This window comes from Marinagarivorans cellulosilyticus (assembly GCF_021655555.1).
GTDB classification, from domain to species: Bacteria; Pseudomonadota; Gammaproteobacteria; order Pseudomonadales; family Cellvibrionaceae; genus Marinagarivorans; species Marinagarivorans cellulosilyticus.
In genome coordinates this window covers 3,262,956-3,288,494 of record NZ_AP023086.1, presented here as the reverse complement: position 1 = coordinate 3,288,494, position 25,539 = coordinate 3,262,956, and the positions used below count along the sequence as shown (strand labels likewise).

Below are 25,539 nucleotides of genomic sequence, written 5' to 3'. Positions count from 1 at the left end.
TCGGCGGGCTCTAAAACAATGTCGTTATTTATTTGTGTGCGGCGCGAATAATAACAAACCGCCAACTACCTTTTAGTCAATTTCGATATTTGGCCAGTTTAACAGGCCTTGCCAACCACCATAAAGCACAATTTTGTAACTTTACGTAACATGTGGCGCCGGTAATAGCTATTAGGTGCGACCAAACACATCCTCAAACCGTACAATATCGTCTTCACCTAAGTAACTACCACTTTGCACTTCTATTAGCTCTAACAATACCTTGCCTGGGTTTGTTAGCCGGTGCTTTTCCCCTAGCGGGATATAAACCGATTGATTCTCGGACAGCAGCATTTCATCATCCCCACGCTGAACAACAGCTGTACCAGACACAACAATCCAGTGTTCTGCACGATGGTGATGCATTTGCAGCGACAAACTGGCACCTGGTTTAACCGATATGCGTTTTACTTGATAGCGTTCGCCATTGTCTATGCTGTCGTAACAGCCCCAAGGGCGGTGCACTTCGCGATGCAACGAAAACTCGCTACGGCCTTCTTTTTTCAAGTCCCCCACTACAGCCTTAACCGATTGCGAGTTCTTTTTGTTAATCACCAATACCGCATCGGCGGTATCGATAACGGCAATATCCTCCAGCCCAACCAGCGCGACTAACCGGCCATTGCCATTCACATAGCAGTTACTGCTATCTTTGGCTATTACATCGCCCACAAAGGCATTGCCTTGGGCATCTTTATCGCTTACGTCCCACAGTGTATCCCAGCTGCCTATATCACTCCAACCACTGTCCTCAAGCGGCAATACCCAGGCTTGCTGGGTTTTTTCCATAAGGGCGTAATCTACAGATATAGCGGGGCTTTTCGCAAAACTGGCTTCGTCTAGGCGAATAAAATCGAGATCCTGAACACTAGCATCTAACGCTGCTTTGCAAGCCCCTATTATTTCTGGTTGAAACTTTTGTAACTCCGCGATTAATTGCGCCGCCTTAAATACAAACATACCGCTATTCCAGTAGTAATCACCACTGGCTACGTATTGCTCGGCGGTTGCGCTATCGGGCTTTTCAACAAAGCTAGCAACGGCACTGGCGCCACCTTTTTCTGCGGCTTTAATATAGCCATAGCCAGTTTCTGGCTTTGTGGGTGTAATGCCAAAAGTCACCAATTTTTGCTCGTCAGCCAATATAGCTGCAGCTTGCACAGCTCCATTAAAGGCAGCGGTGTTTTTAATAAGATGGTCTGCAGCGAACACTGCAATAATCGCTTCTGGGTCGCGTGCCATTGCGTGCAATGCCGCAACCGCAACCGCTGGTGCGGTATCACGCGCTGTAGGCTCTAAAATAATATCGGCTTTTGCTTTCAGCACTTCATTTAGCTGATCTGCCACCATAAAGCGCTGTTCGTTATTACACACAACAATAGGGGCAACATCACCAGCCACACGTTTAACAGTATGCTGTAACAAACTGTAGTCGCCATAAAGCTTATGCAATTGTTTCGGGTAATGCTGCCTAGATTTTGGCCACAAACGCGTACCACTACCGCCTGATAACACAACAGGAATAACAACAGACATAAAAATCCTTATAAAGCTTTTAGAAATTGCGCGGGATTATAGAGGGGAAATATCAAAATTAATACGATGGAATAATAATGAGACTGTGAACTAGGCTAAACCTAACGAATATCTGCCAATTGTTCGTTGACTTTCTCGCGCAGCTCTTTGCCAGGCTTAAAGTGAACGGCATACTTGGCGTCCAGTGATACCTGCTCGCCCGTTTTAGGGTTGCGCGCTTGGCGCGGCGGCCGGTAGTGCAGCTCAAAGCTGCCAAAACCGCGAATTTCAATACGCTCGCCAGCGGTAACCGTTTGCGCAAGCTGTTCTACTAGCATCTTTATGGCTAGCTCTACATCGCGCACCTGAATATCTTGCTGAGCATCAGCAATGCGCTCGATAAGCTCGGATCGTGTCACTGTCATTTTCGCTACCTTAAAACTGCGGGCTTATATGGACATGTAAACCTACAAGAAATGGTGAACGGATACATCACGCTACAGATAAAGCGTTGTTATACAACACTTTTATGACAGAAAAAAGGATTAGATTGGATTAATTGAGGCATTATGCAATTTCCCTGTACTAGCTGAAGGAAAATACAAAACTAACAACACCACAAAAGGAAAGAACAGCGACACTCAAGGGCTGCTAAACAAAAAACCACCCCACTTTAGTTAATGGCGTAAAGCAGGGCAGAAAAGACAAAATCAGTCAGTCTTACTATTCATCTGACTAACGACCCACAGCGACGTTAGCCATCAAAATCAAACTCTTTCATTTCACGCATTAAACGCAGCTCTTCAATTTTATCTTCAAGCTTACGCCGCGCATCAACACTTAATGGTTTGGCACTTTCTTCATCAACAAAATCATCAACATCTTGTTGCAGCAAACCAAGATTAATATCTTGCTCAATAATTTCAAGACCCATAGCACAGGCTCCTCATGTAAAAACAACACACAAAAAACTTAAACTAGAGCAGACAGCCCGCATGGGGCGAATCTTTGGGCTAGGTAGCACGCCCACTAACAACAGAATACTTATCTAAAAGATGGCTTTTAATGCATAGCCCACTGGTATAGCTGACTAAGCCTGCACTACTCAATATTAGATAACAATTACGCCGCTTGTTCCGATTATGTCCACTTTTTTCTAGCGAGAAAAGCCCTTAGAAGCACTTTTTTCGGAATTATTAGACTTTTTTAATCGGTGTATTTAAAGCGTTCAAACTTTAGCTTCTAGCTTTGCGTCAACATACCGTCAAGTCTATGTCATAGCCCTCGTCCCTAAGCCGTGCCATCTTGTATCTTAGCGTTCTTGGGCTAATTCCAAGGCGTTTTGCCGTCTCTTTTTTGCTGCCGTTTTCTTTGCGCAAAGTTTGCACAATAATCTCGTACTCTCGCTGCTTTAAATCTTGCCCAAGCACGGCATTATCATCTGCTGCTAGAAGTGAGTCCGACTCTGAGCTTACGCCTGTAGTGCGTAAATATGCCGGTATGGCGCTGGCATCCACCGCTGCTTGGCTAGCCGCAACATCAACCAACGAAGGTTTTTGGCTATAGAGCTGGCCCGCCTGCAGCCCTAGATCATCAGGCTCAATAACATTGCCCGGCTGCAGTATTAAGGCCCTTTGCATTACATTATCCAGCTCGCGTACGTTGCCTGGCCAAGGGTAATTCAGCAACGTGTACTCTGCGCTATCACTTAATCGCACCCCTACGCGATGCTGCTTAATGGCATGGCGCTGCAACAGGCTTAAAGCCAACGGTAAAATATCTTCCTTCCTATCACGCAATGGCGCCCACTGCAGGGGCAATACACTTAAACGGAAATATAAGTCTTCGCGAAACTTGCCATCTACCACCTCTTGGCGCATATCTCGGTTAGTTGTAGCGATTACACGTACATCTAACTGTATACACTTGCGCCCCCCCAGGCGTTCCACTTCGCGCTCTTGTAGCACCCGCAACAGTTTCGCCTGTAACGGCAAAGCCATTTCAGATATTTCGTCCAATAAAATAGTGCCACCATTGGCCTGCTCAAACTTACCTGGCGCCGCGTTATAAGCGCCGGTATAAGCGCCCTTTTCGTGCCCAAATAGCATTGCCTCTAGCATGTTCTCTGGAATGGCGGCGCAGTTAATGGCAATAAATGGTTGATTCTTGCGTGGCGAATGGTCGTGAATATAACGCGCCAATACCTCTTTTCCCGTTCCAGATTCCCCCACCAATAAAGCAGTAGAGTCCGATTGCGCAACACGGCGCGCCAACTGCAATAACTTTTGGCTAGATGGCGCCATCGCGACGGGTTCATCCCCCAAAGCAGAGCCCACATGGCCAACAAACTTGCGCGCGGCAGAAACTAGCACGTCGGCCTCAAAAGGCTTTACTAAATAATCTACCGCACCTTCACGCATTGCCTCTACCGACTCACTAATACTTGCGTAAGCTGTAATCAGCAATACCGGCATATGGGCATAATCTTTGCGAATAATACGCAGTAGGTCATGGCCACTTAACTCGCCCATATTCACATCAGAAACCACTAAAGCTAAATCCAAATGCTCTGGCAGCAACGTTAAAGCCTGCTCTGCACTGCTCGCCTGAATAACGTCAAAATCCGCCAAAAGCAAGGTGTCGCATAATGCCTCGCGAAGATCAAAGTCATCCTCCACGACCATCACTTTGTGTTTAACCTTTATCGCTTGATCAAGTGGCATGGCCAATTGGCTACTCATAAAGCCTCCGCAGATTGATTAACTGTATTCGCCGCCGCAGGAATGGCTACGTTATTCAGCGGTAAGTAAATACGCGCTTTGGTACCAACGCTAACGCCAGATTGCAAACTCATATAACCACCGTGCGCCCTTGCAACAGACTGCACCACAGCCAAGCCCAAACCAGTGCCTTGCGCTTTTGAGGTATAAAAAAGCTCTTTTGCACTATGCAGCTGCTCATCTGTCATGCCTGGGCCATCATCAACAACCGATATACGCACACTTGGCGTGTCGTCCAGCGTTATAACATCAAACCTTAACGCTATATTTACGCCGCCAGCCCTTGCCTGCACGGCATTATTGATTAAATTCCCCACCGCACTGATTAACGCCTCCCTGTTACAACGTATTCGAGTTGATGCTAGCGGGTTAACAAAAATACAGTAGCTTTTGCTTGTTGCTAGGGTTACCTCCGCGGCCGCTCTAATGCCGCTTTCTAGGTCCGCTAGAGTCACCACATCATTCAAAGGTAATTCGTTGCGTACAAATAGCAGCATGTCGCGCACTTGCTTTTCCATGTGCTGTAGGCGGCCTTGAATTTTGGAGGCGAATTTTTTGTGGTTTTCAGGAGTAAGTGAATCGTTTGTTAGATGGTCAGCATATAACATGGCCGCCGATAGCGGTGTGCGAATTTGGTGCGCCAATGCCGATACCATTTTGCCCATGGCCGACAATTTTTCGTAACGGCTAACCTTCTGCTGAAGCTTTCGCGTTTCGGTTTGGTCGGTTAATAAAATGATTTGGCCTTCATCATCCAGCGAGCTTGTTGCCATGCTTACGCGCCGGCCGGCTCGGGTTGATATTTCTAGCCCATCGTCGCCGCGAGGGGCAAAGCACTCGCCAATAATATCGCGCCAAAGGGCTCCATCGAGCTTGTTGTCCAACATCTTTTGCGCAGCAGGGTTACTTTGCACAATACAACCACGCGCATCAATAACAATAATACCGCCAGGTAGAAGATCGAGTAGTTTCTGCAAGCGCTGTGCAAGCTGCGCCTTCTCTTCGTTAGCCTCTTGCTTCTCTGCAGAGACTTCGTCCAACTCTTGAGTAAGCCTAGCTACGCGCTCCTCAAGCAACTGATAAGACCGCCCCAATTGAGTAGAGGTAGAGTTAAAAAACTCAAAAGCATCGCTTAGCTGCTCGACACTTGGGGGCCGAACATCGCCATCCATTAACGCTTGCGTATGCAGCGCTTTGGCCATTAAGTTTTCTTCTGGTGCTGCAGAATCGCGCTGAGCAGACTGCATAAACTAACTCCCGACAAGTTACTGTCATATACCTTGAACTTAGGGAGGTTTTAGCAAACGCAGTGCCAAATATTTTTTACCTTATCAATCAAAAACTTACAAGACGCTTAAGCCGTGCAGTCAAAGTATTGGCTAAAAAAGCAACTAACCAAACACGGCGGTTTGGAAAATACGAGCATTTAAAGCTTAATCAAGCACCGCCACGCGACTCGCAATATCAACCGACAACTGATTAATTAAATCATTTAGCGTAGAGACATAGGGGCCATAGCCATCACCGGCAGCATTACCCGTTAAAACGAGCCGCTCTTGCAGCAATGTTTTCTCACCATTATTTTCTGTAAGTGCCCACTTGGCCTTCAGCGTAACTATGCCGCCGAGCTCGCCTGAAAACTGCTCAAAAACAATACGTATTTGGCGCGTGGGCCGGTTGCGGTTATCCCAAGGGAAGGGCCAAATGGCATCCACGCCTGTAAGCTGGCTCATATTGCTAGCTACAACTCGGGTAACAGCCTCTCGTAAATTCCCCGCCCAAATATTGTACAACGAAAGATTAACGCTTTGGCCCTGCCGATGAGTCACCACCCCCGGCTGCATTAAGGCTTCAGGTAAAAATAACGGGCCGATACCATAGGTATGCTCTGGGTTAATCGCTATAGTGGCCGGCGCTGCGGCATCATCAACCACCAACCCATGCAGGGTATAAAAATGTGTTTTTGGCGTCATCACACAAGCGCTACACAACACCAGCATAGCTAGAATTAAACTGCTTTTAAGAGCTTTCATCTATTCGTCTTTCCCTAAGCCAAACACTAAAGAACTAGGATACCGATACAATTCTTCCACAAAACGATCAAAAGAATCCGAAGCCTCACTCACTGAATCGAGCATTTCCAAAAATTCAGCATGCAATTGGGAGTCCGGTGCAATGGTGTGATCAACACTTTTTAGGGTTTGCGTCAGCTGGGTTAAAGTAAGTCTTGCATCAGTTACAGCCCCCTCTAAATGTCGCGTGGCCTTTTCGGCATTGGCTATAGTTCCGTGCAACGCTTGGGCGGTATTATTTTTATTGAAGACACTCAAGATTTCATTAATCGCCTGCAAGCTTTCGTCTACACCCTCACCAATACTATCAACGGGCACGCGACTAAAAGCATCAGCCACTTTTGATAACTGCCGCTCTAGCTGATCTAAAGGTAAATCCACCGTTGGAATTTGACCAACCGCTCCACTGCCAGCCACCAATTGCGCGGGCTGAGCCTCGTCGACAAAATGCAATTCAATATATTTTGAACCTAGCATTAAATTGCCCGATTTAATTTCCGCCCTTAGCCCTTTAGCAATTAAGTCGCTAAGAATGGCATCGGTTTGCTCGCGGGTTGGCGAGGCTTGATCATCAAAACGCTGTGGCTCTAGCTTAATTAACACTTCCAAGCTTTTCTCTGGAGAATCAATAGACGCCAGCCGAATGTCCGCAACACTGCCAACTTTCAAACCTCTAAACTCAACTGGAGCGCCAACACTTAAACCTTTAACAGAGTAGCTAAATTTCAACAAATACATATAACTCAGCGTATAGCGGCCTTCGTGCGCAGCTTTTTTATCGTCGTATAGTGCAAACGTATAATCGGCCTTTGCCGGTTTTTGCCCCACAACAGTTGGCGGGCTTTCGAAGGCAACGCCACCCAGCAATAAAGATGATATTGAAGCCATTTCTGCTTTAACGCCGTCAATACCCACAGATACATCAAAGCCACTCACATTCCAAAAGCGGCTTCGTTTACTGACTAGGTGGTCGTAAGGTGCTTCAACAAAAATTCTGGCATCCACGTGGCTACCATCAACACTTAATTGGTAATTAATGACCTCCCCAACGCGCAATTGGCGGTAATACACCGGCGAACCCACATCGAGCGAACCCAATGTTTCTGCCCGTAAAATATATTGCGTGCCCTTTTCATCCGACTGCACTGCAGGCGGCTCAGTCAAGCCTAAAAAGCTATCCTTATGGCCCTCTTTTTTACCTGGGTCCATAACAATGTAAACGCCCGATACCAGCGTCCCCAAATTAGAAACCCCTGAGGCGCTAATGCGCGGTGTCACCAACCAAAAGCGGCTATGCTCGCTTAAGTGCCGCGACATGCTTCTATCGAGTGTGGCTATAGCATGCACCCGAGACAAATCGTCGCTTAAATTTAGCTTGGTTACTTTACCAACCGGCACATCCTTTAAACGGATCTCCGTTTTTCCCACTTCGATACCACCTGCTGCATCAAAAATAATTTCAACCGCTACCCCTTTTTGATCCCACGCACGAACCCCCAAAGCAATCGCAATTACTAAGGCAACAAAGGGCACTAGCCATATTGGTGAAACTCGCCGGCGGCGTTCGATCGCTGCCGGCATTGAAGGCTCGGCTTGTTCAAGGGATTTATCTGGCGTTTGATTAGACACTACACCGCTGCTCCACGAGATTGATTCTCTATTTCTAAGTTAAACGTTTTTTCTTGGCCACCGGCGGCATCCCATATAAGGCGAGGGTCAAATGCATGCGCCGCCAGCATTGTTAATATAACCACCGCCGCAAAAGGCAGTAGAGCTTCGCCGGGCGCTATGGAGCCTAAAAAGCCAAACTGAACAAGGCCAGTCAATAGCGTTACAACAAATACATCAACCATGGACCACCGCCCAACCCATTCCGTTATCTTGTACAACCACACACGCTCTTTCATAGCGCGGGTATCACCCCTAATCACAGACCACACCAAATAAATCAGCACTATAAGCTTGGCCACCGGTACGACTAAGCTAGCCACAAAAACCACTGCCGCTATTCCCCATAAGTCATGCGCCACCAAAGCAACAACACCAGAAAAAATAGTATCGCTACGCTCGCCAAGCAACGTACTCATGGACATAATCGGCAAGGCATTGGCAGGGATGTAAAGCAGCGCTGCAGCAATGGTATAAGCCAATGTTTTTTGCAAGCTGTTGGGCTTACGACGATGCAACTGGTTGTCGCAACGCGGACAAAAACCCACTGCATCCAACACCGTTTCACCAACCAGCGCATGACATACATTACAGTCGTACAGCACCTCACCTTTTTTACTCGCAAAACAATTGTTTGGCTGCAGCCACGCCCATAGTGCGCGCTTATCGATACACCAATATGCAGCGCCCAATACTGCCACCAAGGCAAAAAAGGACACCATGGAAACGCCAAGCACAATCGTCGCCATATCACCCAACTTAACCGAGGTTACTAGTACGCCTAGCAAAAAAATTTCTAACATGCTCCAAGGCGCAGCTTTAGTAAACCAACGAAACACCGTAATTTGATACGGCAAGCGCCAGCCGAAATAACACGGTAAAACCAAATAGCATAACGCCAGCAATTCAAACAGCGGGAATAGGAATATCGTAACAAAGACTAAAATGGCAAGGGGGATGTAGTCGTGATGCACCAAGGCCCAAACGCCGCTCAAGATGTTGGCTTCGTGGTAAAAGGCACCCACTTCAAGCCCTAGAAATACAAAGCAATTACTAATAACAAATAACACGGCACCGGTAATAACAAGCGCTGCGGCCTTTTCACGCCATGCGCCTTGGGCGAAGCTTAAGGTTTGATTACAGCACGAACACAGCAACTCGCTGGTAGCCCATACTTTGGCTATCGCCTGCACTTGGCCGCATTGTTCACAGCTTACCCAATTTTTGTGGCTGGCAAGTACCTGCTTTGCACCAGCCATATTTTTCGCGGGAGCTGTTGCTGACCTATCCGATGAGTGATCCATTTACCGCTAAACCGTTACCCAGCTAATAATTTCCAAGAGCTGGACTATACTGGATGAAAGCGCACACGTCATGGACCTTGTGGCAGATTATGAATTCAAAACACCCCTCGTACAGCCGGCCCCTTGGGCAACAACGGCTGGTTCGTGTATTGCACATTGTTGAAAATCCGCGCACGGCATTTTGGTTTTTTCGTAGCTTGCACAAACAAACCGAAGCGCAGTGTACGCTTACGTCTATAGGCGACACCCAACAAGCCGCCGATAAGCTACACCATCAACATTTTGACGCCGTCTTTGTACACATCGGAGCTCAACTCGCCTGTCACCTAGCTGATATTGCCCTACTCAAGCATTGGGCCAGCCATGCCGCTATAGTTGCGATTGTTCACGACACTGACGAATATACTCACCCACAATACATCGATGCGCTATTAGAAGCCGGCATAGACGACTACATTAAAGCTGAAGATATCAATACGCCCCTGCTACCCAGGCTAGTCACCTATACAGTAGAGCGAAAAAAAGCCAACCTGCGCCTAGCCGCCATCACCCAACAAGATTCCACGACCGGGCTTACCAACCGCTCTGAGTTTTTACGCTTATGCGAAGCTCAGCTTGCCAACCATTACGCGCCTTCACGCAACACCGCTATTTTACTAATCGACCTTGACCAATTTAAAAACATTAACGACACGCAAGGGCATTCTACTGGCGACAAATTTCTTCACCATGTTGCAGCGCGGCTAAAAAAATCAATTCGCCAAAGCGATACAATTGCGCGTTTAGGCGGCGATGAATTTGTCGTCATGTTGCCCGATATGCCTGATATAGAAAGCATTCAGCGCATTGCCAAAAACTTACTCGACACCCTATCACAAGCTTCAAATATCGACGGGCGCAACCTTTTTACAACTGCAAGCATCGGCATTAGCATGCTTAGCGAAAAAAACGAAAGCTGCGAGCTACTGTTACAAAACGCTGATATTGCAATGTATTCGGCGAAGCAGCAAGGCGGCAATCGCTATGCATTTTTCACCCGCAACCTGCAGGTTGCAGCTTCACTACGCATTTCGCTAGAAACAGAACTGAACAAAGCCATCGCTAACAACGACTTTTTCTTAACCTATCAACCACAAATTAACGTACAAACAGGCGATCTATATGGGGCCGAGGTTCTACTGCGCTGGAACCATGCCGAACATGGCGAGGTCCCCCCAACTACATTCATCCCCACACTAGAAAGTACAGGCCTTATTGGCCCAGTAACTGATTGGATTATTCGAAATGCAATTAGCCAGTGGCAACAATGGATACAGGCTGGCCACATAAAAACCAGCCAACACCTATCCATTAATTTATCCCCTAAAACGCTAGGCCACCCAGATTTCAAGGCCGCACTACTGGATTTGCGCACACTGCCAACCGAACAAAAAAAACGCATCCATTTTGAAATCACCGAGAACCTATTCATCGACCCCGAAAACAACATCGACAATTTAAAGTTTATTAAAGAATGTGGCTTTCAGTTATCCATGGATGATTTTGGCACGGGTTATTCATGCCTAAGCTACCTTAAGCACTTCCCCTTAGATTGCATCAAATTGGATTGTGAGTTCACGCGAGACATTATCAATAACCCTGTAGATCTCGCCATTACACAGGCCGTCATTAACCTAAGCCAAGACTTACACATCGATCTAATTGCAGAAGGCGTGGAAAACGAACAAACGTTAACGCAGCTTAAAGCGATGGGCTGCAAGCTTATTCAAGGCTACTTTTACTCTAAGCCCCTCAAAAGCTCCGCTTTTCAAGAGTACTGCCAACACTTAAAAAGCTGCTAAGCTGTGCGCTCATGCACTGCTACACAAAGACCTTATGTTTGTTATCAACTCCCAGCTCAGCATTCCATGGCGCTGCATTCAAATTAACGCCATACGAGCCCAAGGCGCGGGTGGGCAAAACGTTAATAAAGTCTCTACGGCTATTTGCCTACAAGTTGACTTAAAATCCACACCATTGCCAAGCTATGTAAGAGAACAGCTATATAAAGCTAATGACTCGCGGATTAGTGATAATCACATTATTACCATCAAAGCGCAGCGCCATCGCACCCAACAAAAAAACCGAGACGATGCGCTTGAGCGCTTAAGTGACCTAATCAATAAAGCCTGCCACAAACCCAAGTACCGCGTGGCCACTAAGCCCACACGCGGTAGTGTTGAGCGTCGTATAAAAAGCAAAAACCAGCGAGGCAACATTAAGAAGATGCGCAGTAAAAACCATTTCGATACGTAATTAGCCAGCATATAACCTAGACCAAATACAATGACAAAGCTTTTAAACAGTATTGAATACTGGGGGAATAAACTGCCCCACCCAACCGCTCTTTTTATTATTTTATGCGGCATTGTTGTGCTAGCCTCAGCTTTACTCAGCGCGTTAAATATCGGCGCCGCTCTTAACCCGCAAGACAAAACAATACTGGTTAAAAACCTCCTAAGCCGCGACGGTTTACATTATTTTTTAACCCACGCGGTCAAAAATTTTGTCACTTTTGCCCCTGTGGGCACCGCGCTTGTGGCCGTTATGGGGCTAAGCATTGCCGAGCATTCCGGCTTATTGCCCGCACTACTGCGAGGGCTTGTAAAGCGCACACCCGAAAAGTGGTTAACCGCCGCTATTGTTTTTAGCGGCGTAATGTCGAGCTTAGCATCAGATTCCGGCTATGTTGTGCTTATCCCCTTGGCGGCCATTATTTTTCTGCAAGCCGGCAGGCACCCTATTGCCGGCATTGCAGCAGCCTTTGCTGGCGTATCTGCAGGCTACAGTGCCAACCTTATACTTGGTCCACACGATGCCATTTTGGCCGGCCTCAGCCAAGAAAGCGCGCGTACTATTTCGCCTGACTACACCGTAAATATTGCCGGCAACTATTATTTTATTATTGCCTCAACATTTTTAATTACCGCCATTGCCAGCTGGGTAAATCATAAATTCACCCAAAAGCAGGTGACAGGCATTAATTTTGACGCGCCAGCAGCAACAACGGGTAACAGCAACCCACTCACGCAACGCGGCCTTATCGCTGCAGGCATTACATTTTTAGTGATACTAATTTTGCTGCTAGCAGCAACACTGCCAGCAAACGGCATATTACGAGGCCTTGATGGCAGCTTATTGCAATCGCCTCTTACTCAGGGTGTTGTCATTATTATTGCTTTAAGCGCCGCATTGTGTGGCATTAGTTACGGCCTTGCTGCACGCACTTACCAGTCGTGGCAAGATGCAATTACTGGCATGGAACAGCACACAGCAACCATGGCAAGCTATTTGGTACTCATGTTTTTTGCCGCTCAATTTGTCAGTTTATTTAATTGGTCGCAACTTGGTATTGTTATTGCTATTAGCGGTGCCAATGGCTTAAAGGCGCTTCAATTACCCTTGCCGGTATTGCTCATCACTTTTGTGTTTTTAGCAGGTTTTATTAATTTATTTATTGGCAGCTCTTCCGCCAAATGGGCGCTAATCGCCCCAATATTTGTGCCCATGTTTTTATTATTAGGCTTAACGCCAGAAGCCACACAAATGGCTTACCGCATTGGCGATAGCACAACCAATATTATCTCACCGTTAATGCCGTACTTTGGTGTTGTGATTGCCTTTATTCACCACTACAACAAAAACTTAGGCGCAGGCACCGTTGTCGCACTGATGCTGCCCTACAGTATTTCATTATTACTTGGCTGGACCTTAGTATTAGCCATTTGGTTGTTTTTTGATTGGCCCCTAGGGCCTGGAGTAAAAGCATTTTTGCCATGAATCAGTTTTCTGAAGTTACCGAATATTTGCGCCAATTCGCCAAAGAGCGCGATTGGGAGCAATTCCATAGCCCCAAAAATTTAAGCATGGCCTTAAGTGTAGAGTGCGCCGAGCTTATGGAGCATTTTCAATGGATGGAGTCCAAAGCCTCCTGTAACCTCGATGCAACTCAAAAGCACGCTATAGGCGAAGAAGTGGTCGACGTACTGCTATACACCCTGCGTCTGGCGGACGTACTCGAGCTTGATTTACCCCAGGCTATATTGCAAAAAACACAAAAGAACGAGGCTAAATACCCAGCGCACAAAGTGAAGGGAAGCTCAAAAAAGTATAGCGAATACGAATAAGCCTACAGCTTGCGCTATAGCATAAGCGTCTATACTTGAAGTGAGTCTAGCTTTAGACACACGCAAGGAGACATACCTAATGGGCACCCCGATCGACCAATACTTAAACATTTTAGCGAAAAAAGATGGCTCGGATCTTTACCTCAGCACTGGCGCCCCACCTTGCGCTAAGTTTCAAGGCACATTAAAACCTTTATCACAAACCCCTTTTAGTGGCGGGCAAATTCGCGATATTGCTTATGCCATTATGGATGAAAAACAACAAAAGGACTTTGAAGCCGAATTGGAAATGAACCTAGCCATATCAATACATGAGGTGGGTCGGTTTCGTATTAACATTTTTAAACAGCGCAACGAGGTTTCGATCGTTGCCCGCAATATCAATACCGAAATACCGAAATTCGACGATCTAGGGCTCCCTGAAATCCTCAAAGAAGTCATTATGACCAAGCGAGGCCTAGTGCTTTTTGTAGGCGGCACAGGGTCCGGTAAATCAACATCCTTAGCTGCTCTAATTGATCATCGCAACAGTAGCAGCGGCGGTCACATCATCACCATCGAAGACCCCGTCGAGTATGTCCACAAACATAAAAAGAGTGTGATAAACCAGCGCGAAGTTGGCGTTGATACCCGCACCTTTAAAGCCGCACTAAAAAACACCCTAAGGCAAGCTCCCGATGTGATTCTGATTGGCGAAATTCGCGACAGAGAGACCATGGAGCACGCATTAGAATTTGCCGAGACTGGCCACCTTGCCATTTCAACGCTGCATGCTAACAACGCTAACCAAGCCTTAGAGCGCATTATTAACCTTTTCCCCGAAGAACGCCGCGCCCAGCTAATGCTTGGCTTGTCGCAAAACTTAAAAGCCTTTGTTTCCCAACGCTTGGTGCCCACAGTTGATGGCAAACGCTGCGCGGCCATTGAAGTCCTTTTAGGAACAAAAACCATTCAGGAGCTAATCCTTAAAAACCGGCTACCCGAAATTAAAGAAATTATGGAAAAGTCGGAAAACTTAGGCATGCAAACCTTTGACGCCGCACTGTTTAAGCTTCATTCGGCAGGCAAAGTCAGCTTCGACGACGCCATGGCCTACGCAGACTCTCCTAACAATTTGCGTCTGCGCATTAAATTAGCCGCCGAAGGGAACAGTAACGCCGTGAGTTCATCAGGCCTGCCAGAGCTTAGCCTTGAGGATATAGAAGAAGATACCCCACCTGAAGAGCCGCCAAACACACGCTTTTAGACATTAGCGGAGGCTCACACCTTAAGGCAGCAACTCGGGCTTAGGCCGAACCAACCCCTCTTGTGCTGTGCTGGCAAGTAACGCACCGTTTTGGTTAAAAATTCTGCCTTGCGAAAAACCTCGCGCACCACCAGCCCAAGGGCTATCAATTTCATAAAGTAGCCATTCATCGACCAAAAAATCTGTGTGGTGAAACCAAATAGCATGATCGACACTCGCGCCAAAAACATCCCCCTTAAAAAGCGAGACAGGGTGTTGAATTAGCGATGATGCTAACAAGCCAAAGTCCGAAGCATAGGCAAGCACGCAAGACTGTAATAATCGATCATCAGCCCCCCATTGCTCTTTACTGCGCATCCAAAAGCGCGAGCCGGCGCTAAGCGCGTCGCTAGAAAACAAAGCCCCTGACAAGGTGCAAAATTCGAAAGCGTCTGCCGATAGCTCGGGCCGTTCTGGCGCCAATTCTGGCGGAGGGTTTGCTAAAGAAGCACTCGGAGGCAAGGGGGTTTTAGTCCAAGGCACAGCATGTTCAAAGCCTTCTTCAGGCTGGTGAAAAGAAACCATTGCCGTAAAAATGACTTTTCCATTTTGCGTCGCGTTTACCGTACGATGACTAAAACTGCGCCCATCTCTATTGCGCGTCACCACGTAATCAACGGGGCTTTGGCTGTTACCTGGGCGCAAAAAATACGCATGCATAGAATGCACAGGAGTATTGTCGACCGTCAAACCCGCCGCCAGCAAGCCTTGTGCTAAAACTTGGCCGCCAAATAATGATTGGTTAAAATTTTCTTTATGGTGCAAAGCACGAAAACAATCTTCACCGTTTTTTGTAAGGTTTAGTACATCTTGGAGCGATGATGCCATAGCAGAGCTACTCAAAAATAATTTGCTGAAACAACTTTTCTAGCCGTAGGCGGACGTTTTATATTCAATCAAGCGTTTTAAGGTTAGCACATTCAGTAATCTTTTTCGGCAACCCAAACGAAAAGAAGCGCCCAATGGGCGCTTCTTAACTTCTTGCAAACTTATTAACTACGCTCAACTAACGATCTTTAACTTCAACGTAGTCTCGCTCTGCATAACCGGTGTACAGCTGGCGTGGGCGGCCAATTCTGGTGCCCTGACTAATCATTTCGTGCCAATGTGATATCCACCCTACTGTACGCCCTACCGCAAAAATCACAGTAAACATATCAGTCGGTATACCGATAGCTTTCATAATAATACCGGAGTAGAAATCGACATTAGGGTATAGCTTTTTCTCAACAAAATAAGGGTCTTCTAATGCGATTTTTTCTAGACGCTTAGCAATGCGTAATAGCGGATCATTTTCGACGCCAAGCTCAGCAAATACCTCATCGCACGTTTTCTTCATCACGCGGGCACGCGGGTCAAAGTTTTTATAAACGCGGTGGCCAAAGCCCATCAAGCGGAAAGGGTCGTTTTTATCTTTCGCCTTTTCGATGTACGCATCAATATTATCTTCAGTGCCAATCTCTTCGAGCATTTGAAGAACCGCTTCATTAGCACCACCATGCGCAGGCCCCCAAAGCGTAGCAATACCTGCGGCAATACAGGCATAAGGATTAGCGCCAGAAGAGCCGGCCAAACGCACGGTCGAAGTAGACGCATTTTGTTCGTGATCAGCGTGCAATAAGAAGATGCGATCCATAGCCTTCGCTAAAATGGGGTTTACTTTGTAATCCTCACATGGCGTGCCAAACATCATGCGCAAAAAGTTTTCTGCGTAGCCTAGGCTATTGTCAGGATAAAGCACTGGCTGGCCCACATGGTGTTTGTAGCACATCGCAGCCAAAGTGGGCATTTTAGCGATCAAACGATAAGCCGCTGTAATGCGGTGCTTTTCGTTGGTGATATCAAGGTCATCATGATAAAACGCCGATAATGAACCTACCGCACCACACATTTTAGCCATAGGGTGCGCATTGTGATGAAAACCTTCAAAGAATTGATGCATAGACTCATGCACCATCGTGTGATTGGTTATTGTGCGCTTGAATGCTTCGTACTCTTCGGCTGTTGGTAACTCGCCGTGCAGTAACAAATAGCAGCTTTCAAGGTAGTCCGATTTTTCAGCCAATACATCGATAGGAAAACCGCGGTGAAGCAAAACACCCTTGCCACCATCGATGTAAGTTATCGCCGAGTCGCAAGCCGCTGTCGAAACGAAACCGGGGTCATAGGTGAAAAAACCATTTCGAGTCAAAGCCCCTACATCGATGACCTCTGGGCCAATTGATCCGGCACGGACGGGTAACTCAATGGTTTGATCTAAACCGTCGACTGTCAGTTGCGCTTTCTTTTCGGTCATTACCGACTCCTGTAACTGGATTTATCTAATAAATAAACTTAGCACGTTAGTGCTGATACCACAGCACTAAGCCATCTTATTTTATGCGGTTAAGACTTGCTTACCGGCCTTCAAACACCCAAACAGACACCAAGGTGGCCACTAAAAACGCCGCTAATCTAGCACGGCGACAAAGTTTATAGCTAGTATCACGCCAAGTTAGCCGCTGTTTATGGTGCACCATGGTCTTGCAATCACCCAATTGGGTGAAAATTAACCGGCAACTACGTGCAATCGGCGCGTAGTATAGTTAAAAATCCTGCACCATAGAAACCATTAATGAAGCGACAGCCAGTAATATCTGCTTTACTTGTATAAGTTTCAGTCAAAAAGCGCCACATTGGTGCGTAAAAATGCAACCGTAATCATATTGGCACAAAACGATCAGCAAGCCCTTGATTCATAAGGCTTAGAAAACAAAAGTTAGTTTGTATTTTAGGTGGCGCATCTCTATAATTCAGCGCGTTTTTTAAGGTTATATAAACGCTTTTTAGAAATGGCACGCTTACCTAAGCGCTAAAAGCAATAATGTGTTAATAGACAGCCACAATATATCTGGCAATAAAACAAAACTAACATACGCTAGCTGCATAACAGATCGAGCGATAGCAAAGTTAGAATATATAAGTGCTTAGTTAGAATTAAACTAGCCATAAATTAATGCGACAGCGATAATCATTAAGACGTAACTATCGCCATTGCGTATAGCTAAACTGTATTACAAGAACCATTCATTCAAAAAAGGTGTGGTGCAACAGTGAAAAAAGACAGGCCTGTCAACTTAGATTTAACAACAATCTCACTACCTATAACTGGGTATGTATCCTTTTTGCACCGTGTATCTGGGATCATCATGCTTGCCGGCATTTTAATTCTTTTATGGATGCTAGACACGAGTTTAAGCTCAGAACAAAGCTTCAACGAGCTCAAAGAAACCCTTAGCAACCCAGTAATTACGTTTGTTGTTTGGGGCGTATTAGCCGCCCTTGCTTACCACACCGTAGCAGGCTTGCGACATTTATTGATGGATATGGGTATTGGCGAATCACTCGAAGGCGGCCGAGCCGGCGCCAAAGCGGTTGTTGCACTAGCGATTTTATTCATCCTGCTTATTGGAGGCTACCTAATATGGTAACTACTGCCACCAGCCTTTCTCGGAACGGCGTATCCGATTGGATTATTCAGCGCTTTAGTGCCGTCATCCTTGCCGCTTACACCTTATTTATAGCTGGCTTTATTGTTTGCCACCCCAACATGGACTACCAAACGTGGCAGGGCCTTTTTGATCAGCTTTGGATGCGTATTTTTAGCTTGCTGGCATTACTGAGCATCGCAGCGCACGGCTGGATCGGCTTGTGGGGCATTGTTACAGACTACCTCACTTCTAGAATGCTTGGCGCCAAAGGCTTGGTTTTACGCCTTATCGTTTTATCAATTTATGCATTAATTACTGTAGCCTACCTCGTTTGGGGTCTCGAAATTTTGTGGGGAGCCTAAAATAATGGCGACAATGAGAACAATCACTTTTGATGGCATCGTTATTGGCGGCGGCGGCGCGGGCATGCGTGCAGCTTTGCAAATGGCCCAGTCCGGTTTTAAAACGGCCGTAATTACCAAGGTATTCCCCACCCGATCACACACTGTGTCTGCGCAAGGCGGTATCACTTGCGCAATTGCCAGCGACGACCCCAATGATGATTGGCGCTGGCACATGTACGACACCGTTAAAGGCTCAGACTACATTGGCGACCAAGACGCCATTGAATACATGTGTTCTGTCGGCCCTGAAGCGGTTTTTGAATTAGAACACATGGGATTGCCCTTTTCGCGCACAGAAAACGGCCGCATTTACCAACGCCCCTTTGGTGGTCAATCTAAAGATTTTGGCCGCGGAGGCCAAGCAGCCAGAACATGCGCTGCTGCCGATCGCACCGGCCATGCGCTATTGCACACGCTTTATCAACAAAACGTCAAAAACAACACTACATTTTTTAATGAGTGGTTTGCTGTAGACCTTGTTAAAAACCAAGATGGTGCAGTAGTTGGCGTTATTGCCATTAATATTGAAGATGGCGAAACCGTTTTTGTAAAATCAAAAGCAACCGTATTAGCCACCGGCGGTGCTGGGCGCATTTATGCCTCAACCACCAACGCCCACATTAATACTGGCGATGGCATCGGTATGGCTTTACGCGCTGGCGCCCCAGTGCAAGATATTGAAATGTGGCAGTTCCACCCCACCGGCATTCACGGTGCGGGCACCTTGGTAACAGAAGGTTGCCGCGGTGAAGGCGGCTACCTTATCAACAAAGACGGCGAACGTTTTATGGAGCGCTACGCTCCCAACGCTAAAGACTTGGCAGGCCGTGACGTCGTTGCCCGCTCGATGGTGCTAGAAATTTTAGAGGGTCGCGGCTGCGGCCCCGATGGCGACCACGTACTCCTTAAGCTAGATCACCTTGGCGAAAAAGCATTAAACGCAAAGCTGCCTGGCATTCTAGAATTATCGCGCACTTTTGCTCATGTTGACCCCGTCAAGGCCCCTATCCCAGTCGTACCGACGTGCCATTATATGATGGGCGGCGTCGCTACAAATATTAATGGCCAAGCCATTACCCAAGATGCTGACGGCAACGATAAAATTATTGATGGCCTATATGCGTGCGGCGAAGTAGCGTGTGTATCGGTGCACGGCGCCAATCGTTTAGGTGGCAACTCGCTACTTGATCTCGTAGTGTTTGGCCGAGCAACCGGGCTATATCTTGAAAAGGCATTGCGCGAAGGCATTGATATGCGCGAAGCCTCACAAACAGATATCGAAAGCGCGACTAGCCGTCTTGAAGCGGTTAATAATACCAATACTGGTGAATCGGCCTCAGTACTACGCAAAGAATTACAAACCGTAATGCAAAACCACTTTGGCGTTTTCCGCAAAGGCGAGTTTATGCAAGAGGGCATCACAAAAATTGCCGACCTACGCAGCCGAATCGAAAACATCAAACTTGAAGACAAAAGCAACGCGTTTAATACAGCACGCATAGAAGCACTTGAAGTGCAAAACTTGTTAGAAGTTGCCGAAGCTACAGCCATTGCCGCCGAAGAGCGCAAAGAATCACGCGGCGCCCATGCCCGCGATGACTTCCAAGAACGCGACGATAAAAACTGGCTATGTCACTCGCTTTACTTCCCTAGTGAAAAACGTGTGGGCAAGCGCGATGTTAATTTTGCGCCTAAAACAATGCCTAAACTCGAACCTAAAATCCGTACGTACTAATTTAAAGGGTTGATGAAAATGCTGAAAGTTGAAGTCTACCGATACAACCCCGAGACAGATGCGACCCCGTATATGAAAACTTACGAGGTCGATACGGACGGAAAAGACGTTATGGTTCTCGACGTTTTAGAAATGTTAAAAGCACAAGATGCCTCATTGTCTTTTCGCCGCTCTTGCCGCGAGGGCGTATGTGGATCCGATGGCATTAATATTTCGGGAAAAAACGGGCTTGCATGCATAACGCCACTATCGGCTTGCGTTAAAAACAATAAACTGGTTTTGCGGCCTCTTCCCGGTTTGCCGGTTATTCGAGACCTAGTGATCGACATGAGTCAGTTTTACGCCCAATACCGCAAAATTGAGCCGTTTCTACAAAACGATACGCCAGCACCTGCAATCGAGCGCTTACAATCACCAGAAGAACGCGCCAAACTCGATGGCTTATACGAATGCATTTTGTGTGCTTGCTGTTCAACTAGCTGCCCATCATTTTGGTGGAACCCCGATAAATTTATTGGCCCTGCAGGTTTATTACAGGCTTATCGCTTTTTGGCCGACAGCCGCGATACAGCGAATGAAAAACGCTTAGGCAACCTTGACGACCCATTCAGCGTATTTCGCTGTCACGGTATTCAAAACTGTGTGGCAGTTTGCCCCAAAGGCCTTAACCCTACGCGGGCTATTGGCCATATTCGCAGCATGCTGTTACACAACGCAACTTAAGCTCGACCGTCGGTGGCGCGAAAAACGCGCTTCCGGCCTATAATGCATACAGGGGTCGCTTATCGCGACTCATTAATCGGCCTTCGGCCAAGACTGTTTAGTCAAGCAGCGTCCAATAGCATTAGCTGTAACCTGTTCGACTGGCGTACCCAGATAGACGGTGGGAAAACAATGCAACAGAGCCTCATGGAGCTTCTATGGAGTACTTCACATATCTCAGGCGGTAACGCCAGCTATGTCGAAGAAGTGTATGAAACCTATTTGCGCGATCCCAATTCCGTTCCAGCCCCGTGGCGCGAATACTTCGATAAATTACCTCGCGTCGAAGGCAACTCAAACCCCGATGTACCACACTCAGAAATTATCGAATACTTTGAGTTGCTCGGTAAAAATCGTGCAAGGCCTATTATTGCACCAGGCTCCGGCGCTGGTAATATCGCACATGAACGCAAACAAGTTGAAGTAGTTCAACTCATCAATGCTTACCGTCTTAGCGGCCATAAAAAAGCCAAGCTAGATCCGCTTGGTTTAAACAACGGCAAAACCGAATTAGAAGAACTCGATCTACATTTTCACGGCCTAAATAACGCCGATTTAGACATTGTTTTTCAAACCGGTGATTTATCTTACGGCGCGGCAGAAGCCCCCTTAAAAGACATTATTGCCGCACTAAATCAAACTTACTGCAACACAGTAGGCGCCGAGGTAATGCACATAACGCATTACACCGAGCGCAAATGGTTGCTACAACGCCTAGAAAGCCAGCGCTCCAAAGCAACCCTGAGCAAAGAAGCCCGCATCGATTTGCTCGAACGCCTAACCGCCGCAGAAGGCTTGGAGAGACACCTCGACAGCAAATACCCTGGTACAAAGCGCTTTGGTCTCGAAGGTGCCGAAAGCTTAATCCCTATGCTTGACGTGTTAATTAAAGGCATAGGTACCCACGGCGCGCGCGAAATGGTATTAGGTATGGCGCACCGTGGCCGCTTAAATACACTGGTGAATATTCTAGGGAAAAACCCTGCCGACCTGTTTGAAGAATTCGAAGGTAAAAAGCTGGTTGATACCTCTGGCGATGTTAAATATCACCAAGGCTTTTCATCTAATGTAATGACGCCTGGTGGCGAAATGCATTTGGCCCTTGCATTTAACCCCTCCCACCTAGAGATTGTTTCTCCGGTTGTAGAGGGTTCGGTTCGCGCCCGCCAAGACCGCCGCAAAGACACCGAGCGCAATCTGGTTGTTCCTGTTGTAATTCACGGCGACGCCGCTTTTGCAGGCCAAGGCGTTGTGATGGAAACATTCCAGATGTCGCAAACCCGCGCCTACCAAACCGGCGGCACGATCCATATCGTCATTAACAACCAAGTTGGTTTTACCACTAGCCGCAAAGAAGATATGCGCTCAACACAGTACTGTACTGATGTTGCCAAAATGATCGAGGCGCCCATTTTCCATGCTAATGGCGACGACCCAGAAGCGGTTGCTTTTGTCACTAATTTAGCAGTAGATTACCGCAACGAATTCAAAAAAGACGTCGTAATCGATTTGGTGTGTTACCGCCGTCGCGGCCACAACGAAACCGACGAGCCCTCTGCAACCCAACCGTTAATGTACTCGGTTATTCGCAAGCACAAAACAACGCGCACACTCTATGCCGAGCAACTTGCAGCGCAAAACATTTACAGCGCAGAAGACTCCGTCAAAATGATGGACGCCTATCGCGCCGCGCTAGATGCCGGTGAGCATGTAACACGCGACCTCGTCAAGGAACCAGACTCTTCATTGTTTGTGGACTGGACACCCTACATTGGCCACGACTGGACAACACAAGCGAACACCACTTACGAATTAAAAACACTGCAAAACTTGGCGGATAAACTAACAACAATTCCGGACGGCATTGTTGTGCAACGTCAAGTTTCCAAAATATATGAAGACCGCCGGAAAATGGCAGCCGGCTCGCTCCCGCTTAACTGGGGCATGGCCGAAATTTTAGCCTATGGGTCAATGCTAGAAGAAGGCATTGCCATTCGCATTACAGGGCAAGATGTTGGCAGGGGAACTTTCTCGCACCGCCACGCGGTAGTCCACAATCAAAAAGATGGTTCCAGTTATATCCCGCTTAAGAATTTATCTGAAGATCAACCCAACCTGCACATTTACGACTCTTACCTTTCTGAAGAAGCGGTACTTGCATTTGAATACGGCTACTCAACAACCAAACCCAATGCACTAGTAATTTGGGAAGCACAATTCGGCGACTTCGCCAATGGCGCTCAAGTTGTGATTGACCAATTCATTACCAGTGGCGAACACAAATGGGGGCGCCTATCAGGCTTAACCATGCTGTTACCACACGGCTATGAAGGCCAAGGGCCAGAACACTCCTCTGCCCGCTTAGAGCGCTTTATGCAGCTGTGTGCAGAGCAAAATATTCAGGTTTGTATTCCGACAACGCCGGCACAAGTGTTTCACATGTTGCGCCGCCAAGCATTGCGACCATTGCGCCGCCCACTTGTAGTAATGAGCCCCAAGTGGATTTTACGCCACAAGCTTGCAACATCCACGCTCGAAGAGTTGGCTGAAGGCAGCTTCCAGAACGTGATTGGCGAAAAAGAAGTTACACCTGAAAACGCTCGCCGCGTTGTATTGTGTAGCGGCAAGGTTTATTACCATTTGCTAGAAGCACGCAACGAGCGCAAACAAAATAATGTTGCTTTAGTCCGCTTAGAACAGCTCTACCCGTTCCCCGATGAAGAGCTGCAAAAAGTATTGGAACCATTTGCTAACGTTACTGATGTTATTTGGTGTCAAGAAGAGCCCATGAACCAAGGGGCTTGGAATTCCAACCAACATCGTATGCGCGCTGCGCTAGAGGGTGTAAACTCTGACGCCTTCTTGCGTTATGCTGGCCGCTCGCCATCGTCGGCACCGGCAGCAGGCTATGCCTCAACACACTTGGAAGAACAAAATCGCTTTATTAACGCAGCGCTAGATGTAACGGTCTAGGCCGTTATTTGCAATGCAATAAATTCACCGCGACAATGCTAATGCCAGCTATAAAACTCGCTAAGAACTGCAGGCATAGGCAAACGACCATTATCAGGGCCTTAACTGAAGGACATATTTGGAATGACCATTGAAATTAAAGCACCAACATTTCCCGAGTCTGTTCAAGATGGCACCATAGCCACTTGGCACAAACAACCCGGCGAAGCTGTATCTCGCGACGAACTGATTGTCGACATCGAAACCGATAAAGTGGTTCTAGAAGTCGTTGCACCTGCTGATGGCGCCCTGACTGAAGTTTTAAAAGGTGAAGGTGAAGTTATTTTAAGCAATGAAGTGATTGCTAAATTCGAAGCCGGCGCTGGCACCGCACAACCGGCCGCCAGCGATAATACCGAAGCCGCACCTGCCGCTAACACCAGCGATAGCGACGAAGACGCCCTTGTTAATCCCGCTGCGCGCAAGCTAGCTGCCGAAAAAGGCGTAGACCTTGCCTCAATTAAAGGCACCGGTAAAGGCGGTCGAATCACCAAGGACGATGTCATTAACGCGCCTGCGGCGCCTGCCGCTAAAGCCCCAGCTCCTGCACCGGTTAATGCGCCTGCGGTTAGCACTAGCGCCGACGGTCGCACAGAAAAACGCGTTCCCATGACGCGCTTGCGAGCACGCATTGCCGAGCGCCTGCTTGATGCATCACAAAATACCGCAATGTTGACTACGTTTAACGAGGTCAACATGGGCCCCATCATGGAGCTTCGCAAAAAGTACAAAGAACAATTTGAAAAAGTTCACAATGGAAGCCGTTTAGGCTTTATGGGCTTTTTTGTAAAAGCCGCTGTAGAGGCGCTAAAACGCTTGCCCGCCGTCAATGCAAGCATTGATGGTAACGACATTGTTTACCATGGTTATCAAGACGTTGGCGTTGCCGTATCCACACCCAAAGGTTTAGTTGTGCCAGTACTGCGCAACGCAGAAAATATGGGCTTAGCCGATGTCGAGAACACCATTCGCGACTTTGGTATGCGCGCTAAAGACGGCAAGCTAGGCATCGAAGAAATGACGGGCGGCACCTTCACTATTACTAACGGCGGCGTGTTTGGCTCTTTAATGTCAACACCCATTCTTAACCCGCCACAAGCGGCAATATTGGGCATGCATAAAATTCAAGAGCGTCCAATGGCTGTTAATGGCAAGGTCGAAATTTTACCCATGATGTACCTAGCCCTTTCTTATGACCACCGTTTAATCGATGGTAAAGAGGCCGTACAATTCTTGGTAGCTATCAAAGACATGATCGAAGACCCAGCACGTATGCTGCTAGAAGTTTAGACCGTCTATTAATTTTTTCTTTGAGCCGGGCGGGACG

Annotated in this window: 21 protein-coding genes; 11 read left to right on the top strand and 10 right to left on the bottom strand. The window is 47.3% G+C overall.

Translation table 11 applies throughout. The annotated features are described in order from the left end of the window. Window positions 1-171: 171 nt before the first annotated feature. The 8 genes from MARGE09_RS13155 to MARGE09_RS13120 all read right to left on the bottom strand — a co-directional run bounded on the left by MARGE09_RS13155 (window position 172) and on the right by MARGE09_RS13120 (window position 9,378). Window positions 172-1,575: a mannose-1-phosphate guanylyltransferase/mannose-6-phosphate isomerase gene (locus MARGE09_RS13155; RefSeq protein WP_236982578.1), complete on the bottom strand. Its 1,404-nt coding sequence runs from the start codon at window positions 1,573-1,575 to the stop codon at window positions 172-174. Window positions 1,576-1,676: 101 nt separating this feature from the next. After that, entirely contained in the window at window positions 1,677-1,979 is a 303-nt protein-coding gene (gene ihfB / locus MARGE09_RS13150) for an integration host factor subunit beta (RefSeq protein ID WP_255711639.1), read from the bottom strand. Between the two features lie 329 nt (window positions 1,980-2,308). Then, window positions 2,309-2,488, bottom strand: coding sequence for a PA3496 family putative envelope integrity protein (locus tag MARGE09_RS13145; protein WP_236982577.1), 180 nt, complete (start codon window positions 2,486-2,488; stop codon window positions 2,309-2,311). Window positions 2,489-2,807: 319 nt separating this feature from the next. Continuing rightward, window positions 2,808-4,295, bottom strand: a complete 1,488-nt coding sequence (locus MARGE09_RS13140; RefSeq protein ID WP_236982576.1) for a sigma-54-dependent transcriptional regulator — start codon at window positions 4,293-4,295, stop codon at window positions 2,808-2,810. Beyond that, complete coding sequence (locus tag MARGE09_RS13135) at window positions 4,292-5,581, bottom strand: sensor histidine kinase (protein ID WP_236982575.1); 1,290 nt, start codon at window positions 5,579-5,581, stop codon at window positions 4,292-4,294. The genes MARGE09_RS13140 and MARGE09_RS13135 overlap by 4 nt, the downstream gene beginning before the upstream one ends. Before the next feature lie 186 nt (window positions 5,582-5,767). Then, the gene (locus MARGE09_RS13130) at window positions 5,768-6,367 is read right to left on the bottom strand and encodes a PqiC family protein (RefSeq protein WP_236982574.1); all 600 of its coding nucleotides are present in this window, start codon (window positions 6,365-6,367) and stop codon (window positions 5,768-5,770) included. Then, window positions 6,368-8,035, bottom strand: a complete 1,668-nt coding sequence (locus MARGE09_RS13125; RefSeq protein ID WP_236982572.1) for a PqiB family protein — start codon at window positions 8,033-8,035, stop codon at window positions 6,368-6,370. Next, window positions 8,035-9,378, bottom strand: coding sequence for a paraquat-inducible protein A (locus tag MARGE09_RS13120; protein WP_236982570.1), 1,344 nt, complete (start codon window positions 9,376-9,378; stop codon window positions 8,035-8,037). The genes MARGE09_RS13125 and MARGE09_RS13120 overlap by 1 nt, the downstream gene beginning before the upstream one ends. A gap of 89 nt (window positions 9,379-9,467) precedes the next feature. Between MARGE09_RS13120 and MARGE09_RS13115 the strand changes: the two genes are divergently transcribed. The 5 genes from MARGE09_RS13115 to MARGE09_RS13095 all read left to right on the top strand — a co-directional run bounded on the left by MARGE09_RS13115 (window position 9,468) and on the right by MARGE09_RS13095 (window position 14,790). Further along, on the top strand, window positions 9,468-11,219 hold the full coding sequence (locus tag MARGE09_RS13115; protein WP_236982568.1) for a putative bifunctional diguanylate cyclase/phosphodiesterase: 1,752 nt from the start codon (window positions 9,468-9,470) through the stop codon (window positions 11,217-11,219). Between the two features lie 34 nt (window positions 11,220-11,253). Continuing rightward, window positions 11,254-11,673, top strand: coding sequence for an alternative ribosome rescue aminoacyl-tRNA hydrolase ArfB (gene arfB / locus MARGE09_RS13110; RefSeq protein ID WP_236982566.1), 420 nt, complete (start codon window positions 11,254-11,256; stop codon window positions 11,671-11,673). 30 nt (window positions 11,674-11,703) lie between these two features. After that, window positions 11,704-13,197: an AbgT family transporter gene (locus MARGE09_RS13105; protein ID WP_236982564.1), complete on the top strand. Its 1,494-nt coding sequence runs from the start codon at window positions 11,704-11,706 to the stop codon at window positions 13,195-13,197. Beyond that, entirely contained in the window at window positions 13,194-13,544 is a 351-nt protein-coding gene (locus MARGE09_RS13100; RefSeq protein ID WP_236982562.1) for a nucleotide pyrophosphohydrolase, read from the top strand. The genes MARGE09_RS13105 and MARGE09_RS13100 overlap by 4 nt, the downstream gene beginning before the upstream one ends. Before the next feature lie 79 nt (window positions 13,545-13,623). Next, on the top strand, window positions 13,624-14,790 hold the full coding sequence (locus tag MARGE09_RS13095) for a PilT/PilU family type 4a pilus ATPase (protein WP_236982560.1): 1,167 nt from the start codon (window positions 13,624-13,626) through the stop codon (window positions 14,788-14,790). A gap of 21 nt (window positions 14,791-14,811) precedes the next feature. Here the strand turns inward: MARGE09_RS13095 and MARGE09_RS13090 are convergent, their stop codons facing one another. Both MARGE09_RS13090 and MARGE09_RS13085 read right to left on the bottom strand, forming a co-directional pair. Then, a complete protein-coding gene (locus MARGE09_RS13090) occupies window positions 14,812-15,657 on the bottom strand; it encodes an acyl-CoA thioesterase (protein WP_236982558.1) in 846 nt (281 codons plus the stop codon). 178 nt (window positions 15,658-15,835) lie between these two features. After that, a complete protein-coding gene (locus MARGE09_RS13085) occupies window positions 15,836-17,125 on the bottom strand; it encodes a citrate synthase (protein WP_236982556.1) in 1,290 nt (429 codons plus the stop codon). 796 nt (window positions 17,126-17,921) lie between these two features. Between MARGE09_RS13085 and sdhC the strand changes: the two genes are divergently transcribed. The 6 genes from sdhC to odhB all read left to right on the top strand — a co-directional run bounded on the left by sdhC (window position 17,922) and on the right by odhB (window position 25,502). Beyond that, window positions 17,922-18,299: a succinate dehydrogenase, cytochrome b556 subunit gene (sdhC, locus tag MARGE09_RS13080; protein ID WP_236982554.1), complete on the top strand. Its 378-nt coding sequence runs from the start codon at window positions 17,922-17,924 to the stop codon at window positions 18,297-18,299. After that, on the top strand, window positions 18,293-18,661 hold the full coding sequence (gene sdhD / locus MARGE09_RS13075) for a succinate dehydrogenase, hydrophobic membrane anchor protein (protein ID WP_236982552.1): 369 nt from the start codon (window positions 18,293-18,295) through the stop codon (window positions 18,659-18,661). Before sdhC ends, sdhD begins: the two co-directional genes overlap by 7 nt. Window positions 18,662-18,665: 4 nt before the next feature. Then, the gene (gene sdhA / locus MARGE09_RS13070; protein WP_236982551.1) at window positions 18,666-20,438 is read left to right on the top strand and encodes a succinate dehydrogenase flavoprotein subunit; all 1,773 of its coding nucleotides are present in this window, start codon (window positions 18,666-18,668) and stop codon (window positions 20,436-20,438) included. Between the two features lie 18 nt (window positions 20,439-20,456). After that, a complete protein-coding gene (locus tag MARGE09_RS13065) occupies window positions 20,457-21,161 on the top strand; it encodes a succinate dehydrogenase iron-sulfur subunit (protein ID WP_236982550.1) in 705 nt (234 codons plus the stop codon). 171 nt (window positions 21,162-21,332) lie between these two features. Then, window positions 21,333-24,173, top strand: coding sequence for a 2-oxoglutarate dehydrogenase E1 component (locus tag MARGE09_RS13060; protein WP_236982549.1), 2,841 nt, complete (start codon window positions 21,333-21,335; stop codon window positions 24,171-24,173). Between the two features lie 123 nt (window positions 24,174-24,296). Then, a complete protein-coding gene (odhB, locus tag MARGE09_RS13055; RefSeq protein WP_236982548.1) occupies window positions 24,297-25,502 on the top strand; it encodes a 2-oxoglutarate dehydrogenase complex dihydrolipoyllysine-residue succinyltransferase in 1,206 nt (401 codons plus the stop codon). Window positions 25,503-25,539 lie beyond the last annotated feature (37 nt).